The following is a 15448-nucleotide window of genomic DNA, read 5'->3' on the forward strand; positions in this document are numbered from 1 at the left end:
TCCACATCCTCTTCACAAGAAATAATTCTTTCGTGATGCGCATAGGATTCATTAAGGATAGTGTGGGGAGGAAGAGTTTATGGACAGGGCAATACTTTTCGGTTTGTTTGATTTTGTAAATTTTCATATTTGCAAGAGGTTATTAAATAAAGGGATCGAGGTTGAGGGCATTCATCTAGAAGAGACGGATAATAGTCCATTTCTTGAAGAAAAAAGACTTGAAGTGGGCCGGAATGCAAATTTATTAGAGCGCTCATTATTCCAGTGGAAAAGCGTTAAAGAGAAAGTTACGAATAATACAAGTCTTATCATATCAATATATGACCTTTTTATGAGCAAAAAAGAAGAAATCTTAGAGGATGGAACCGTAACCAAGCCAATGATTCAATATCTGGAGGGGAATAAGGACAAAGTCAATATTGTTTTTATTCTCCCCATTCAGATGCTAACAAGTACATTTAGGGGGAAAGAGATTGAGAAATTCCTCTCTTTAATAAAAGGATTCGGAAAAAATACTCAGTTTATTTACTTACCCTCCATTTATGGTCCATGGCAAATGCCAGCTTTTTTGTTTCAAAAAGTGTTGGTTTCAAAATACAAAGAAATAAGTACTACAAATGATGAACGTGAATGGACATTGGATGCCCTTTTTATCGATGATGCTATAGAGTCGATCGAAGAGCTTATTGAAACAGGAAAATCAGGCAGTTATATCCTTGAAAGTGGAAAGAAAAATCATTGGGTGAGATGTGCTGAATGTCTAAATATCAGTGAAAATCATGCGATGAAAAATAGTGATGAATCTTTATTATTGAAGCCTGACATTGTAACCATAACGGTAAAAAAAATTACCCCTTTGAAAACATCAATTCAACAACAAATAGAACATGTTCGACGGTTGTATGCAAATCGTTTGTAAAGTGTTGTGATTTTCGTATAGAATATGTTGGAAATAGGGATGATGAAATAAAGGGATTCATTTAGCTAATGACATTTAAAGGAGTAAATATGACTAGTCAAGAGAAAACGTTAGAATTTATGCAGATTGCGATGAAATACTTACCTGAAGCGAAAGAACAATTGGACAAGGCGGGCGTGGAATTATCGATGGAATTAATCGAGCCGTTTATGAATCTTTTTACAAAGGTCATGCAAGACGCATACGAACTCGGGTTAGCCGATGGGCGAAAAGAAATCTAAAAGAAATAAGCTCTCGAACTCGTCGAGAGCTTATTTCTTTTTTAAAATTTGTCCTAGTACAGATTGAACGACCGGTTTTAAACTACTTACTGATTCCATAATGCTATCAATTGTATTTATAAGCTGCTCATAATCAATTGATGATGAATTGGTTGAAGATTCTTGGGAATGATAATCCTTTCGATGATTTAAGCCGCGGGTTCCAAACATGAAATCATTAAAACGCTCAAGATTATTCTGTTCATTTTGACTTTTTTCTTCCATTAATAGCACATCTCCTTTCAACTACCTCTTTAAGATAGAATATGAATAAACGAATAAAAGGAATGTACATTAGCGGAGGAATAAATAAGAAGAAACAGTTGCTTAAAATACGCTTTATTTGATAAAATTAGTACCAAGTCATAATAATTGATATTAAACAATAGGATATAGAGAATCTTGTCAAAAATAAAGGAGATGGAACGCGTGAAAGCAGGGATCGTAGGGATCGGTAGATATTTACCAGAAAAAATTGTTACCAATAAAGATTTAGAAAAGATAATGGATACATCTGATGAATGGATTCGCACGATGACTGGAATCGAAGAAAGGAGAATTGCAGCCGATGATGTTGATACTTCAGACATGGCTTTTGAAGCAGCCCAAAAAGCGATTCAAGCTGCAGGTATTACCGCTGAAGAGATTGATTTAATCTTGGTAGCTACGGTTACTCCTGATACTCCTTTTCCATCGGTTGCCTGCAGAATTCAAGAAAGGCTCGGAGCCAAAAAGGCGGCAGCAATGGATGTCAGTGCAGCTTGTGCTGGATTTATGTACGGAATTGTGACAGCGAAACAATTCATTGAAACCGAGGTTTATAAATATGTCCTAGTCGTTGGAGTGGAAAAGCTTTCGAAAGTTACTGACTGGTCTGACCGTAATACGGCAGTATTATTTGGGGACGGGGCTGGCGCCACAATTATCGGTCCTGTTTCAGAAGATCGTGGCATTCTTTCCTTCGAACTTGGCGCTGATGGAACAGGATCTAAGCACTTGTACCAGGATGAATATATTATTATGAATGGCAGGGAAGTTTTTAAATTTGCTGTAAGGCAAATGGGGGAGAGCTGTATTAATGTTCTCGAAAAAGCAGGTTTGACAAAAGATGATGTCGATTTCCTGATTCCTCATCAAGCCAATATTCGAATCATGGAAGCATCTAGACAAAGATTGGAATTGCCTGTTGAAAAAATGTCAAAAACTATTAATAAATATGGTAATACTTCTGCTGCATCGATTCCAATTTCGATTGTGGAGGATTTGGAAGAAGGAAGAATTAAGGATGATGACATCATTGTCATGGTAGGTTTCGGTGGAGGCTTAACCTGGGGTGCGATTGCCATCAAATGGGGAAAATAAGGATACCGTTTTGTAAAAAAGATAAGAATGAAGGAGATAGATAATATGGAAAAGCGCAGGGTTGTAGTAACAGGCATAGGTGCAGTAACGCCGCTTGGAAATGATGCCGAAACTACTTGGAAAAACATATTAGCAGGGAAATCTGGAATTGGGCCGTTGACGAGAGTCAATGCTGATGAATATCCAGCAAAAGTTGCAGCAGAATCAACTGATTTTGATCCTGAAGCATTTATGGATCGAAAAGATGCACGCAAAATGGATCGTTTTACACAATTTGCTGTGGCAGCGGCATTAATGGCAGTGAAAGATGCTAATTTACCAATTAACGAAGATAACTCACATCGAATTGGCGTTTGGATTGGTTCTGGAATTGGTGGTATGGAAACCTTTGAACAGCAGTTCGAGATATTTCAAAAGAGAGGCTATAAGAGGGTAAGTCCATTTTTCGTACCAATGTTAATTCCTGATATGGCTACTGGACAAGTTTCAATTACATTAGGTGCACGAGGCTTCAACTCATGTACGGTAACTGCTTGTGCAACAGGTACAAATTCAATTGGTGATGCCTTTAAAGTAATTCAACGTGGCGATGCCGATGCAATGATATCAGGTGGAGCGGAAGCACCGATTACAAAAATGTCTGTCGCAGGTTTTTGTGCGAATACTGCCCTTTCTACAAATCCAGATCCAAAGACGGCTAGCAGACCATTCGATAAAAATCGTGATGGATTTGTCATTGGGGAAGGTGCAGGGATTATTGTCTTGGAAGAACTTGAGCATGCCTTAGCGCGTGGTGCTAAAATTTACGCTGAAATCGTCGGCTATGGGGCAACGGGTGATGCCTATCATATTACTGCACCAGCACCAGGTGGTGAAGGGGGTGCCCGTGCAATGAAAATGGCCATCAATGATGGCGGGCTTAACCCTGAGGAAATTGATTATGTTAACGCCCATGGGACTAGTACAGGATATAATGACAAGTTTGAGACCCTTGCCGTTAAAGAGGTATTCGGTGAGCATGCTTATAAATTAGCTATTAGCTCAACTAAATCTATGACGGGGCATCTTCTTGGTGCTGCAGGAGGTGTAGAAGCAATCTTTTCGGTATTAGCGATAAGAGACGGCATGCTTCCACCAACCATTAACTATGAAACACCAGATCCTGAATGTGACTTAGATTATGTAGCAAATGAAGCACGACCAAAGGAAATTAACACAGCAATGAGTAATTCGCTAGGCTTTGGCGGGCACAATGCAACGATCGTGTTCAAAAAATATGAATAAGCCAATTAATCGACCAGACTACTGTCTGGTCGTATTTTTTTGTTATTTGGTTTATCCATTTTTTTCTATGAACCACTTTCCATTACCTTCATAAACTGTTCAGAGAGCTAATGTTAATGGGGTGAAGGTATGGGCATTATCCGGACAGATCAATGGTTGGAGGAGGAGTTTGACAGACCAGTAAAGATTTGTGAAAAACTAGAACCATTTTTTAAAGTGGAAACTCCGAAGGAAATATACAATCAATTAAAGAATTTTGGGATGTACCGGCCGTCTAGGTCCACAAAGGTTATCTTCGATCGACTAAAGGAAGAAACAGCATGGAATAAAGTAGAACAACTCTTTCATCATTATAAAGAGAAATGGAATGGCCCTGAAATACCAGTATTTCTCTTTCCCGTAGCACAAGCTGGCGGATTCTTTTTTAAAGAAGGGACTAGTAAAGCAGGTGTTTCGTTTCCTGATAAAATGTTCCTTTTCCTCTCGCAAATGAAAGATCCGAAAGAGGTAGAGGCACTATTGGTCCATGAATACCACCACGTCTGCAGGCTAACACAGTTAAATAAAAGAATGGAAGACTATACCTTGCTAGATTCCATAATCATTGAAGGTCTAGCCGAATATGCAGTTTTAAAATATTGCGGTTCGGAATATTTAGCTTCATGGTGCCGTATGTATAATGAAAAGGAGCTAATTATGTTTTGGGATAAATATTTAAAAAAACATCTAGATACGAAAAAAAATGAAAGAGGACACGATGAATTACTTTACGGAGAGGGGAGGCTCCCTAAGTTACTCGGTTATGCAGTTGGATTTAATATTGTTAAACATTTTTACCAAACTAAACATTATTCTGCAAAACTATCATTTGCAAATCCCGCAATAAAATACCTAGATTACTATAATAACTACATCGAAAAAAAGCCAATAAAATAGGCTTTTTTTCAAAATAATAAATAGTAAATATTAGAAAATATGCAAAAAAGTGTTGCGTTTGTAACAATTTTGTAATAGAATTTTTCTAATAGTGTGAATAAACAGAATAATTTAAAAAGTTAGAGGGTGTACTATGAGCACAAAAAAATCGCTGCAAAAAGAGGCACCACTGCTCGAGGTGAAAAATTTAGAGACGGCATTTGATATTGACGGAACTGATTACAATGCAGTAGATAACGTTTCGTTTATTGTAAAGCCAAGTCAAATAGTTGGTATTGTTGGAGAGTCTGGTTGTGGTAAATCAGTTATGAGTCTCTCAATTATGAAGTTACTGCCTCAGGGAAGCGGGAAAATTCATTCAGGAGAGGTTATTTTTGATGGAATAAATCTAGAGAAAATGTCTGACTCTCAAATAAATAAAATCCGAGGAAAAAATGTCTCAATGATTTTCCAAGAGCCAATGACATCATTAAATCCAGTCTTTACCATTGGCTACCAGCTACAGGAAGTCCTTTTTAATCATTTTAAAATGACTAAGAAAGAGGCAAGGCAAAAATCAATCGCACTATTAAAAAGTGTTGGAATTTCAAGACCCGAAAAAATTGTTGATGAATATCCACATCAACTATCTGGCGGGATGAGGCAAAGAGTGATGATTGCAATTGCAATTGCATGTCAGCCGAAATTATTAATTGCAGATGAACCTACGACTGCGCTAGATGTAACGGTTCAAGCTCAAATATTAGAACTTCTAAAAGAAATTCAATCAGTAAACGATATGTCCGTTATTTTAATAACACATGATTTGGGTGTTATTGCTGAAATGTGTGATGAAGTAATGGTGATGTATGCTGGTAGAATGGTAGAACGCACAGATGTAGATACGCTTTTCCATAATCCAAAACATCCATATACTAGTTTACTATTGGGGGCAATCCCAAAAATGGATGGACAAGAAGAAAGGTTAAGCTCGATTAAAGGAATCGTCCCCTCGCTAATAAATATGCCCAAAGCAGGCTGCCGTTTTGCGAACCGGTGTCCTAAAGCAATGCCGGAATGCACGGCAATTACCCCATTACTTGAAGAGGTAGAACAAGGCCATGAAGTTGCCTGTCTGCTCTTTGAAACAAGTAAACCAAAAGAAGGGGTGAGATCATGAGTACCGTTTCAATACATAAACAGGGCGACCTAACTTCCTTACAATCTGAAAATCTATTAGAAATTAAAAATCTTAAAACCTATTACCCTGTTAAAGGCGGTTTTTTAAAGCGGGCTATTGGGAATGTAAAAGCAGTGGATAATATTTCTTTTGAGATTAAAAAGGGAGAAACACTTGGGCTTGTTGGTGAATCTGGCTGTGGTAAATCAACTGCAGGAAAAACCATCCTTCGATTATTAAAACCAACGGAGGGCAAAATTCTTTTTAATGGTAAAGACATCACCAAAGTATCTGGTAAATCACTTCGAGAGATTCGAAAGGATATGCAAATGGTGTTTCAGGACCCGTATGCCTCTTTGAATCCTATGCAAATGGTTGGAGATATTATCGCAGAGCCAATTTATAACTTTTCCAAAAAATCAAAGGTTAAATTAAAACAAGAAGTCATGGATTTATTAAATAAAGTTGGGTTACCTCCAGATGCTTACTATAAATATGCGCATGAATTTTCTGGGGGGCAGCGCCAAAGAATTGGAATTGCTAGAGCTTTAGCACTAAAGCCAAAACTAATTATTGCTGATGAACCTGTGTCAGCACTCGATGTATCAGTCCAATCACAGGTTTTAAATTTGTTAAAAGACTTACAGGAAGAATTTAACCTTACTTTTCTCTTTATTGCTCATGACTTAAGTGTGGTTAAACACATGAGTGACCGAATTGGTGTCATGTACCTAGGTAATATGGTGGAGGTTGCGGATAAAGGCAGCTTATACGCAGAGCCTCTCCATCCCTATACTCAAGCCTTAATCTCAGCCATTCCGTCTCCTGATCCGAGGGTAAAAAAAGAGCGGATTATCTTAAAAGGGGACGTGCCAAGCCCAATCAATCCTCCAACGGGATGCACATTCCATCCACGCTGCCCAATGGCAATGGAGGAATGCTCTAAAAGTAAGCCAGTATTAAAGGAGGTGAAGCCCTCTCATCGAGTTGCTTGCCACCTTTACTAGAAAAGCGGTAAAAAATACAAACTTTATAGGGGGGAAACAAATGAAGAAAAGAAGTATGCTTATGTTGGCAGCATTGATGCTGGTTCTATCAGCATTTTTAGCAGCTTGCAGCGGCGGAGACAAAGCGGGTACAACGAAAAATGAAAATGATGGTAAAACTGATGAATCAACTGAAAAACCACAGGATGGCGGAACACTAGTTTATGCATTGGATTCTGCACCTGAGGGTAAATTTAACTACACTTTTTATGAGAATGCATCAGATCAATATGTAATTGACTTCTTTGATGAAAACTTAATTGATTATGACGAAAACCTAAAGGCACAGCCGCATATCGCTTCATGGAAAACAACTGACAATAAAGTGTTTGATTTCGAAATCAAGCAAGGTGTGAAGTGGCACAATGGCGATGAATTATCTGTTAAAGACTGGGAATTCGCATTGAAGGTTATTGCTGATAAGGATTATGAAGGTGCACGTTTTGATAACGTAAGAAATATCGTGGGTGCACAAGAATATCATGATGGAAAAGCGAAAGAAATAGCGGGTATTAAAATCATTGACGATTACCACATCCAAATTACTTTTGATAAAGCGCGTGTAAACAACTTGGATAATCTTTGGACATACCCTATGAACCGTACTGAATTTCAAGGCGTTGCAATCAAAGATATGCTGGGATCTGAACAAGTTCGGACAAAGCCTGTGGGTTTAGGGCCATTTAAAGTAACGAAAGTTATTCCTGGTGAATCCGTGGAATTAGAACGATTTGATGATTACTTTGGCGGCAAGCCACATATCGAAAAAGTTGTTATTAAAGTTATCGATCCATCCCTTTCTGTTGGAGAACTGAAAAATGGAACGCTTGATATGACATCTTTCCATCCAAGTATAATTGATCAAGTGAAAGCACTTGATAATGTAAATGCTGTAACATATCCTGGGGTCAGCTATTACTATGTTGGTTTCAGATTAGGTACATGGGATGGCGAGAAAAACGTCATGAATGAACCAAAATACCAAGAGAAAAAGCTTCGTGAAGCAATGTACTATGCAATCAATCGTGAAGAATGGGTAAAGGCATTCTTCTTTGGGGTAGGTAAGCCGGTAAACCGTCCAATTCCTACAAACCATTGGATCGCTGCCCCTAATGAAGATTTAGAACAATACAAATATGATCCTGAAAAAGCTAAAGCATTATTAGATGAAGCAGGCTACAAAGATGTTGATGGGGATGGCTTCCGTGAAGATCCAAAGGGTAAGAAATTCGTTGTTAACTTTAGCCACTATGCAACTGATAATCCGACATTTGAATCTCGGGCCAAGGCATTAACTCAATATTGGGAAGCAGTAGGTTTAAAAACTAAATTAACGATGACAGATGTTAACCTATACTATGAAATGCTTGATAAAGCTGATAAATCAATGGAAGTATTCTTCGGTGGCTGGTCAACTGGTGCCGATCCAGATCCGACTCCACTTTGGGGATCAAAAGCAATTTGGAACTATCCACGCTGGGTAAATGCTGAAAGTGATAAATTGTTAGATCAAGCACTTGATATCAAAGTTGTTGGAACAGATAACGATAAACGTAAGGATCTTTATGTTCAATGGCAAAAGTTATTCATGCAGGATCTACCTGCATTACCAATTGCTGAGCTAGAAGAAACAATGGCTGTAAGTAAACGAGTTCAGAACGTTAAATTTGATGTATCTGGTATGAACCGTTCAAATGAATGGTGGATTCAGCAATAGTTACAGTTTTATTAAGAGGAAATAAAATATGTTCTAGGGCTTAAAAAGACCAACTCAATCTTGAATATCAAATGGGAGTAGACTTTCTTCTCCCATTTGAACAAGATGGGTATGAGGTTTACACGGTTTGTGGTTACCATAGCCTATTAGATAAGGAGAATGCACATGTTGAAATATGCATTTCGAAGAATATTGGGAATGATTCCAATGTTACTCCTTACCTCCATTGTAATATTTACCTTGGCAAAACTAATGCCGGGTGATTCTCTAAGCGGAGAAATTGATCCAAGAAATACAAATCCAGAGTATATCGCAGAAATGCGTGAGAAATTGGGTTATAATGACCCTCTGCCTCAGCAGTATTTCCGTTGGATTAGTGGTTTCGTGGAGGGGGATTTTGGAAAATCAACTCGTTTCAAAATAGATGTATCCGAGGTTATTGGAGAACGTCTCCCAAACACCATACTTTTAGGTTTTTCATCTATATTAATAACCTATATCCTCGCGTTTATAATGGGTTCCTACGCAGGACGAAAGCCGTATACCTTAACAGATAACCTAATTGGAGGCTTGAACTACATAGGGTTGGCCATTCCGTCATTTATTGCAGGGGTATTCGCCATCTTTTTCTTTTCATTTACGTTAGGCTGGTTTCCATCTAATGGTTCAGTGGATATAGGTGTTACAGAAGGAACATTGGAATGGTGGTTAAGTCGTTTTCATCATGTTTTTTTACCAGCAGTTGTTCTAGGATTATTAAGTACAGCAAGTTATACCCAATTTTTACGGAATGATATTATTGAAAATAGCCGTAAGGATTATGTTCGCACAGCACGAGCAAAAGGCACGCCAGAAAGTAAGATTTATAATGTTCATATTTTAAGAAACTCAATTATTCCTCTTATAACATTTTTAGGCTTTGATATTGTCGCAATTATTAGCGGCGCCATCATTACTGAGACCATTTTTACTTATCCTGGTCTTGGACAACTATTCCTTCAATCTGTCGGGACAAGGGATTATCCAGTACTACTGACGTTGACAATGTTATTCTCTTTCTTAACACTAATCGGCAACTTAATAGCTGATGTATTATATGGTGTTGTAGATCCGAGAATTAGGCTAGATTAAGGGGGAGAAAAAATGGAAATAGCAACACAAAATGAGAAAAATGTTTTAGTAACGCCCCCCAAAAAAAGTTTATCTCCTTTTGCTATTGCTCGTAAGAAATTTGTGAAAAATAAATTGGCAATGATTAGTCTTCTCTTTTTATTAATTGTTACTATTATTTCAATCCTTGCACCTTATATTACTACCGCGGATATTACGAGAATTAACATCGGCCAGATGTCGTTAGAGCCATCTGGTAAACATTGGCTAGGAACGGATAAGTCTGGGCGTGATGTATTTACAAGATTACTGTATGGTGGACGGATATCATTGCTAGTAGGGATAAGTTGTACATTATTTGTTATTTTCCTTGGAACGTTAATCGGCTCTATCTCAGGTTATTTCGGTGGTGCCGTAGATAGCTTATTAATGAGATTTACCGATTTTATCTTAAACTTTCCATTCCTTGTATTTGTAATTGTCTTAAATGCTATTCTTTTTGGAAAAGTAAACGGGTTATGGGTCTTAATCGGAACAATTAGTTTGCTAAGCTGGGGCGGAATTGCTCGGATTGTCCGTAGTAAGATCCTCGCCGAAAAAGAAAATGAATATATTACAGCAGCCATTTCTATTGGGTGTTCACCAGCTAAAGTAATTATAAAACATCTTCTGCCCAATATTTTATCTACAATTATTGTTCAAGCAACGATTACATTTGCAACGATGATTGTTGCTGAAACAGGTTTAAGTTTTCTTGGCTTTGGTGTGCCACAAGAAATACCAAGTTGGGGAAATATGTTGAATTCGGCAAATGAGCCGGATGTTCTCCAATTTAAACTTTGGATTTGGGTCCCACCCGCATTAATAATCACGATTACCATCTTATCAATTAACTTTATCGGTGAAGGCCTAAAGGATGCCTTTAATCCAAAATCAAAACGTTAAAGATCTGCCATTAACATGGTGGATTTTTTTTTTGCTTCTATAATAGTCAAATCTCTAAGTCCAATATCAAAACTAATATATATGAAGGTAAATAAAAAACATGTTCAAATAATCTGAGGTACATAAATGTAATTGGAGCAAAATATATATAAAGGAATAATTTAACTAAGGTCTGCCCATACTGATTTACAAACAGTTTCTTGAAGTGAGGGGTTGTACAATGTTGTATCTTCATGATGTATGGGTTAATTGGTTTGAAGGGGAAGAAAACGGTTATAATGTATGCCACTTCCATGAATGGCGGAAGGATGACGGGGTGGAACTGTTAGACCAAGTGCCACTGTTGAAAGTTGAACCAATTTTGTTTAATTACATTGAAAATGATTTATCTGAGTTACCTCAACAACTACTAGATGATATCTATCAGAAAGCTTATTTGAGAAAAAACCATGAAAGAGTTCAACTTGATTATTGCTTCGTGGTAACAGATGGGATTGGAATTTTAGCTATTGATACAATTGGCTATAATATCCCGATACGCAAAAGTAGATTAATACCTAGACAAGAGCAGTTGGTATACGAAATGATTGGACAACATGAAGCTAATAAATATCACTTTTATGAGCAGCCAAAGATAAAGGACTACCACATTCTCTCACCTGAACCAGAATTAATGAGAGGTTTAACCAGAAAAGAACGTCAATTAAAACAACTGTTATTTATGGCACTTGACCAATTACTCTCATCAAGTAATGAAGCGGAGGTTAGGTATTGGTATACCGAATGGTGCCCAGAGAATTATTCAACGATTCAAGAATTAAATTTTGAAGCAGCATGGGAACAGTTATTTGAGGAAACAAAGGATGGCTGGTCGAAGAGGCATGAAACTTTTTGTGAGAATCTAATAAAAGGTCAGCCATTTTTTGAAAAGCTATGGGAAATGGAGCACGGTCCGAAAGTAAACTAAAAGCCTGACCCAAAAGATATGCACAACATATCTTTTGGGGTTCAGGCTTTTTTTTACTTTCTCTTTTTTCTACCGAGTCCCATGGCGGTTTCCATTTTTTTTAGGGTCTTATTCGCCACTAAATTTGCTTTTTCTGCACCTTCGTCTAAAATCCGGTCAAGTTCTGGTGATTCAAGTAACTCATAGTATCTATCTTGAATTGGTTTAAAGACATTGACTACGACATCTGCTAGGTCACTCTTAAAATCTCCGTAGCCTTTTCCTTCATACATTGCTTCAATTTCAGATATAGATTTTCCACCCAAGATCGAATAAATTGATAATAAGTTTGAAATACCAGGCTTGTTTTCTTTATCGAATTTAACAATCCCTTCGGAATCAGTGACAGCACTCTTAATCTTTTTTACCATTTGCTTTGGATCGTCCAAAGGTGTGATATTGGCTTTTTGATTTGGATCAGACTTGCTCATTTTTTTCGTTGGTTCTTGCAGTGACATGATTCTAGCACCGATCTTAGGAATACTAATTTCGGGAATGGTTAAAATGTCACTGTATTTTTTATTAAATCTTTCTGCTAAATCTCGTGTTAATTCCATATGTTGCTTTTGATCTTCTCCTACAGGTACAAGATCTGTGTTATATAAGAGAATATCAGCAGCCATTAGCGGGGGATAGGTTAATAAACTTGCTTGTACTGCCTCTTTCCCGGTAGATTTATCCTTAAATTGAGTCATTCTTTCTAATTCGCCTATATAGGCTACACATTGCATCATCCAACCCGCTTGTGCATGAGCAGGAACCTCTGATTGAACAAATAATGTGGCTTTGTTAGGATCAATTCCAACTGCTAGATATAATGCAGCTAGGCTTCGGATATTTTTTCGAAGTGTCTGTGGATCCTGTGGAACTGTAATTGCGTGCTGGTCAACAATACAAAAGTAACAATTGTATTCATTTTGCATTTCTACAAATTGTTTCAATGCACCGATATAGTTGCCAAGTGTTATTGTTCCGCTTGGCTGAATACCAGAAAAAATCGTTTTCATAATCAACTTCCTCCTAAAAAAATATATAAAAAAACCATTCATCCCCAAAAACGAATAGGGACGAATGGTTCGCGGTACCACCCTAAATTACTCAAAAAAGAGTCACTCAATGCCAATTTATCTCGAAGATAGTTTGGACCCCTTTTAACGCAAGGATAACGTCTAATCCTACTTTTAATCCATAATACTATTTGTTCGGACAGAGGCTCCAAAGTCCATTCGGTATTTATTCGTGTTTGTTTTCACCACCCACAAACTCTCTGATACGAAGGAAAATACGTACTATTCTTTATCATCGCCTTTAAAGTAACTATACAATTGCTCTTATTATAATGAAACGAATAATTAATTTCAAGTTGTTAAAAATAATATATGACTAGTGCCAAAGTCATTAACAGTCCATTCATCAGCCCGTAAAAGACAAGTGGTTTTTGGTTGAATGTAACAAGTTCTGATAAAGGAGGGATTTCTTCAAAGCGTCTTTTATTGGGCCCTCTTTCAAATGCAAGACTAAATGACCTTGAAATAACATCAAAAAAACCTGAATGGATAGTATAGACGAGTAAAGAGGTTAGTAGTAGTACTGCAGTGAAATAAAAAGATATATTGATATAGATTAACAAAGAAACTTTGTGATAAGTAATGAAAGATATAGCAATGATCACAAGTTGTGTTAATACAACTATTAAGAGTCGTTTCTTAAGCTGATAATTCACTGAATAACCTCCAAAAGATTGATGTAGTAGGGAGTCACTAAGTATATTATACAAAAATTCTGTAGAAGTCTAGGTTGTAACACAGTAAAATGTAACACTAACGTAAAGATTGTTGCTATTCTGTAAATTAAATTCAAAAAAATAATGTACAATTAAAAGAAAATATGTATAATAGGGAATGTAGTAATTTTTCAGAATAATAGAAAAGGGAGGTCTACTAGTGAAGAAATCAAAACTTTCACTACTTTTAGTACTATCACTAGTTCTAAGCATGTTCTTAGCGGCGTGTTCAGGCGGAGACAAGAATGAAGGCAAGAAAGAGAATGAAGGCAAAACTGGCACTAAAGAAACCGCTTTAGCTGATGAGCAAGTTCTAAATGTTCTTGAGTCTGCAGAAATTCCTTCTATGGATAGTGTAATGTCTCAAGACACTTTAAGTTTTACAACACTTAATGCTACAAACGAAGGTTTATATCGTTTAGATCCAGACCAAAAAGTTATTCCTGGAGTTGCTGAAGGTGCGCCAACTTATAATGATGACAAAACTGTTATCACTATTAAATTAAAACAAGATACAAAATGGTCTAATGGTGATCCTGTTACTGCACATGACTTTGTGTTTGCATGGCAACGTGCAATTGATCCAAAAGTTGCTGCTCCATACGGTGCATACTTCATGGAAGGCAAAATCAAAAATGCATCTGAAATTGTTGCTGGTAAAGCAAAAGTTGAAGATCTAGGTATTAAGGCACTAGATGATTATACTTTGGAAATTACATTAGTAAGAGCACTTCCATATATTGAGTCTTACCTAACTTTCCCATTGTTCTATCCACAAAACAAAAAGTTTGTTGAAGCTGAAGGCAATAACTATGCTAAAGATGCTTCTCACTTACTTTTCAATGGTCCATTTAAAATGACTAAATGGGATGGTCCTACTGGTACTGAGTGGGTATTAGAAAAGAATGCTGATTATATCAATGCAAAAGACGTTACATTAGAAAAAATTAACTTTAACGTTTCTAAAGATCCACAAGCATCTGCTAACGCATATACTGCTGGCGAAGCTGATATCACACCGAAGCTTGCACAAGCTGCGATCCTTTCTCAATTTGAAGGACAAAAAGATTTACTTCGCTACCAAGAACCATCTATCTGGTGGTTGAAGATGAACGAAAAGAACCCAGCATTAAAGAATGTTAATATCCGTAAAGCAATTGCTCTATCTGTAGACAAGAAAGCTTTAGTAGAGGATGTTTTAGCAAACGGATCAATCGCTGCTGATTTCCTTGTACCAAAAGGTTTCTCTTTCTTAGATAATAAAGATTTCCGCGATACTGCTGGAACTTACTTAAGCACTAACAAAGAAGAAGCTAAAAAGCTTTGGGAACAAGGTCTTAAAGAAACTGGACTTAAAGAAGTTAAGTTTACTTATGTAGGTCAAGATACTGAAACTTCAAAAGTAACTGATGCATTCATTAAAGACCAGTTAGAGAAAAACTTACCAGGACTAAAAATTACAATCGAAGCAGTTCCTTTCAAAATTCGTATCGCTCGTGAAGATGCAATGGATTATGATTTATTAATGGGTGGTTGGGGACCAGACTACGCTGACCCAATGACTTACATGGATCTATGGGTTACTGGCGGCGGACAAAACCATATGGACTATAGCAATCCTGAATTTGATAAGTTAATCAAATCAGCTAGTGAAGAACTTGTAGCTAAGCCACAAGATCGTTGGAAAGCTCTTCAAGATGCAGAAAAAATCTTGTTAGAAGATGATGCGGCAATCGCACCACTTTACCAACGTTCAGTTAATCTTTTAATCAATCCTAAGGTTCAAGGTTTTGCTCACCATGCATTTGGTCCTGACTATAGTTACCAGTGGATTAAAATCACAAAATAGTAACTTTACCTA

The 15448-nt window shown here is 37.1% G+C and carries 15 protein-coding genes and 1 other annotated feature; of the genes, 12 read left to right on the forward strand and 3 right to left on the reverse strand.

All coding sequences use genetic code 11. The features are described from left to right. Positions 1-79: 79 nt before the first annotated feature. Together ACJ004_RS00835 and ACJ004_RS00840 are read left to right on the forward strand one after the other, a co-directional pair. Positions 80-919, forward strand: coding sequence for a hypothetical protein (locus ACJ004_RS00835; RefSeq protein ID WP_410890610.1), 840 nt, complete (start codon positions 80-82; stop codon positions 917-919). An 89-nt stretch (positions 920-1008) separates the two neighbouring features. Next, positions 1009-1200: a ComZ family protein gene (locus ACJ004_RS00840; protein WP_410890611.1), complete on the forward strand. Its 192-nt coding sequence runs from the start codon at positions 1009-1011 to the stop codon at positions 1198-1200. Positions 1201-1230: 30 nt separating this feature from the next. On the opposite strand, the gene ACJ004_RS00845 is transcribed toward ACJ004_RS00840, so the two are convergent. Further along, on the reverse strand, positions 1231-1464 hold the full coding sequence (locus ACJ004_RS00845) for a hypothetical protein (RefSeq protein WP_410890613.1): 234 nt from the start codon (positions 1462-1464) through the stop codon (positions 1231-1233). Positions 1465-1668: 204 nt separating this feature from the next. On the opposite strand from ACJ004_RS00845, the gene ACJ004_RS00850 reads away from it, so the two are divergent. The 9 genes from ACJ004_RS00850 (at position 1669) to ACJ004_RS00890 (ending at position 11765) form a co-directional block, all read left to right on the forward strand. Beyond that, positions 1669-2601, forward strand: coding sequence for a beta-ketoacyl-ACP synthase III (locus ACJ004_RS00850; protein WP_410891249.1), 933 nt, complete (start codon positions 1669-1671; stop codon positions 2599-2601). 45 nt (positions 2602-2646) lie between these two features. Continuing rightward, positions 2647-3885, forward strand: coding sequence for a beta-ketoacyl-ACP synthase II (gene fabF / locus ACJ004_RS00855; protein WP_410890615.1), 1239 nt, complete (start codon positions 2647-2649; stop codon positions 3883-3885). 129 nt (positions 3886-4014) lie between these two features. Next, complete coding sequence (locus ACJ004_RS00860) at positions 4015-4821, forward strand: DUF2268 domain-containing putative Zn-dependent protease (RefSeq protein ID WP_410890616.1); 807 nt, start codon at positions 4015-4017, stop codon at positions 4819-4821. Between the two features lie 133 nt (positions 4822-4954). Then, complete coding sequence (locus ACJ004_RS00865; protein ID WP_410890617.1) at positions 4955-5980, forward strand: ABC transporter ATP-binding protein; 1026 nt, start codon at positions 4955-4957, stop codon at positions 5978-5980. Continuing rightward, on the forward strand, positions 5977-6987 hold the full coding sequence (locus ACJ004_RS00870) for an ABC transporter ATP-binding protein (protein WP_410890618.1): 1011 nt from the start codon (positions 5977-5979) through the stop codon (positions 6985-6987). The genes ACJ004_RS00865 and ACJ004_RS00870 overlap by 4 nt, the downstream gene beginning before the upstream one ends. 40 nt (positions 6988-7027) lie before the next feature. After that, complete coding sequence (gene opp4A, locus ACJ004_RS00875; RefSeq protein ID WP_410890620.1) at positions 7028-8743, forward strand: oligopeptide ABC transporter substrate-binding protein; 1716 nt, start codon at positions 7028-7030, stop codon at positions 8741-8743. 165 nt (positions 8744-8908) lie between these two features. Beyond that, complete coding sequence (opp4B, locus tag ACJ004_RS00880; RefSeq protein ID WP_410890621.1) at positions 8909-9874, forward strand: oligopeptide ABC transporter permease; 966 nt, start codon at positions 8909-8911, stop codon at positions 9872-9874. A 12-nt stretch (positions 9875-9886) separates the two neighbouring features. Further along, the gene (gene opp4C / locus ACJ004_RS00885) at positions 9887-10798 is read left to right on the forward strand and encodes an oligopeptide ABC transporter permease (RefSeq protein ID WP_410890622.1); all 912 of its coding nucleotides are present in this window, start codon (positions 9887-9889) and stop codon (positions 10796-10798) included. Positions 10799-11018: 220 nt separating this feature from the next. Beyond that, positions 11019-11765: a YjbA family protein gene (locus ACJ004_RS00890; protein WP_410890623.1), complete on the forward strand. Its 747-nt coding sequence runs from the start codon at positions 11019-11021 to the stop codon at positions 11763-11765. A gap of 53 nt (positions 11766-11818) precedes the next feature. Here the strand turns inward: ACJ004_RS00890 and trpS are convergent, their stop codons facing one another. Continuing rightward, a complete protein-coding gene (gene trpS, locus ACJ004_RS00895) occupies positions 11819-12814 on the reverse strand; it encodes a tryptophan--tRNA ligase (protein ID WP_410891250.1) in 996 nt (331 codons plus the stop codon). Between the two features lie 50 nt (positions 12815-12864). Continuing rightward, positions 12865-13116, reverse strand: a binding site (T-box leader). A 54-nt stretch (positions 13117-13170) separates the two neighbouring features. After that, on the reverse strand, positions 13171-13527 hold the full coding sequence (locus ACJ004_RS00900; RefSeq protein WP_410890624.1) for a DUF3899 domain-containing protein: 357 nt from the start codon (positions 13525-13527) through the stop codon (positions 13171-13173). A 220-nt stretch (positions 13528-13747) separates the two neighbouring features. On the opposite strand from ACJ004_RS00900, the gene ACJ004_RS00905 reads away from it, so the two are divergent. After that, complete coding sequence (locus ACJ004_RS00905; protein ID WP_410890625.1) at positions 13748-15436, forward strand: peptide ABC transporter substrate-binding protein; 1689 nt, start codon at positions 13748-13750, stop codon at positions 15434-15436. Positions 15437-15448: the final 12 nt, after the last annotated feature.

Source organism: Neobacillus sp. 204 (genome assembly GCF_046562815.1).
Taxonomy (GTDB): domain Bacteria; phylum Bacillota; class Bacilli; order Bacillales; family Cytobacillaceae; genus Neobacillus.

Bases quoted from the DNA above. Each gene is read 5' to 3' on its own strand.
- ACJ004_RS00835 (WP_410890610.1), top strand. From the start codon at position 80: ATGGACAGGGCAATACTTTTCGGTTTGTTTGATTTTGTAAATTTTCAT.
- ACJ004_RS00840 (WP_410890611.1), top strand. From the start codon at position 1,009: ATGACTAGTCAAGAGAAAACGTTAGAATTTATGCAGATTGCGATGAAA.
- ACJ004_RS00845 (WP_410890613.1), bottom strand. From the start codon at position 1,464: ATGGAAGAAAAAAGTCAAAATGAACAGAATAATCTTGAGCGTTTTAAT.
- fabF (WP_410890615.1), top strand. From the start codon at position 2,647: ATGGAAAAGCGCAGGGTTGTAGTAACAGGCATAGGTGCAGTAACGCCG.
- ACJ004_RS00860 (WP_410890616.1), top strand. From the start codon at position 4,015: ATGGGCATTATCCGGACAGATCAATGGTTGGAGGAGGAGTTTGACAGA.
- ACJ004_RS00865 (WP_410890617.1), top strand. From the start codon at position 4,955: ATGAGCACAAAAAAATCGCTGCAAAAAGAGGCACCACTGCTCGAGGTG.
- ACJ004_RS00870 (WP_410890618.1), top strand. From the start codon at position 5,977: ATGAGTACCGTTTCAATACATAAACAGGGCGACCTAACTTCCTTACAA.
- opp4A (WP_410890620.1), top strand. From the start codon at position 7,028: ATGAAGAAAAGAAGTATGCTTATGTTGGCAGCATTGATGCTGGTTCTA.
- opp4B (WP_410890621.1), top strand. From the start codon at position 8,909: ATGTTGAAATATGCATTTCGAAGAATATTGGGAATGATTCCAATGTTA.
- opp4C (WP_410890622.1), top strand. From the start codon at position 9,887: ATGGAAATAGCAACACAAAATGAGAAAAATGTTTTAGTAACGCCCCCC.
- ACJ004_RS00890 (WP_410890623.1), top strand. From the start codon at position 11,019: ATGTTGTATCTTCATGATGTATGGGTTAATTGGTTTGAAGGGGAAGAA.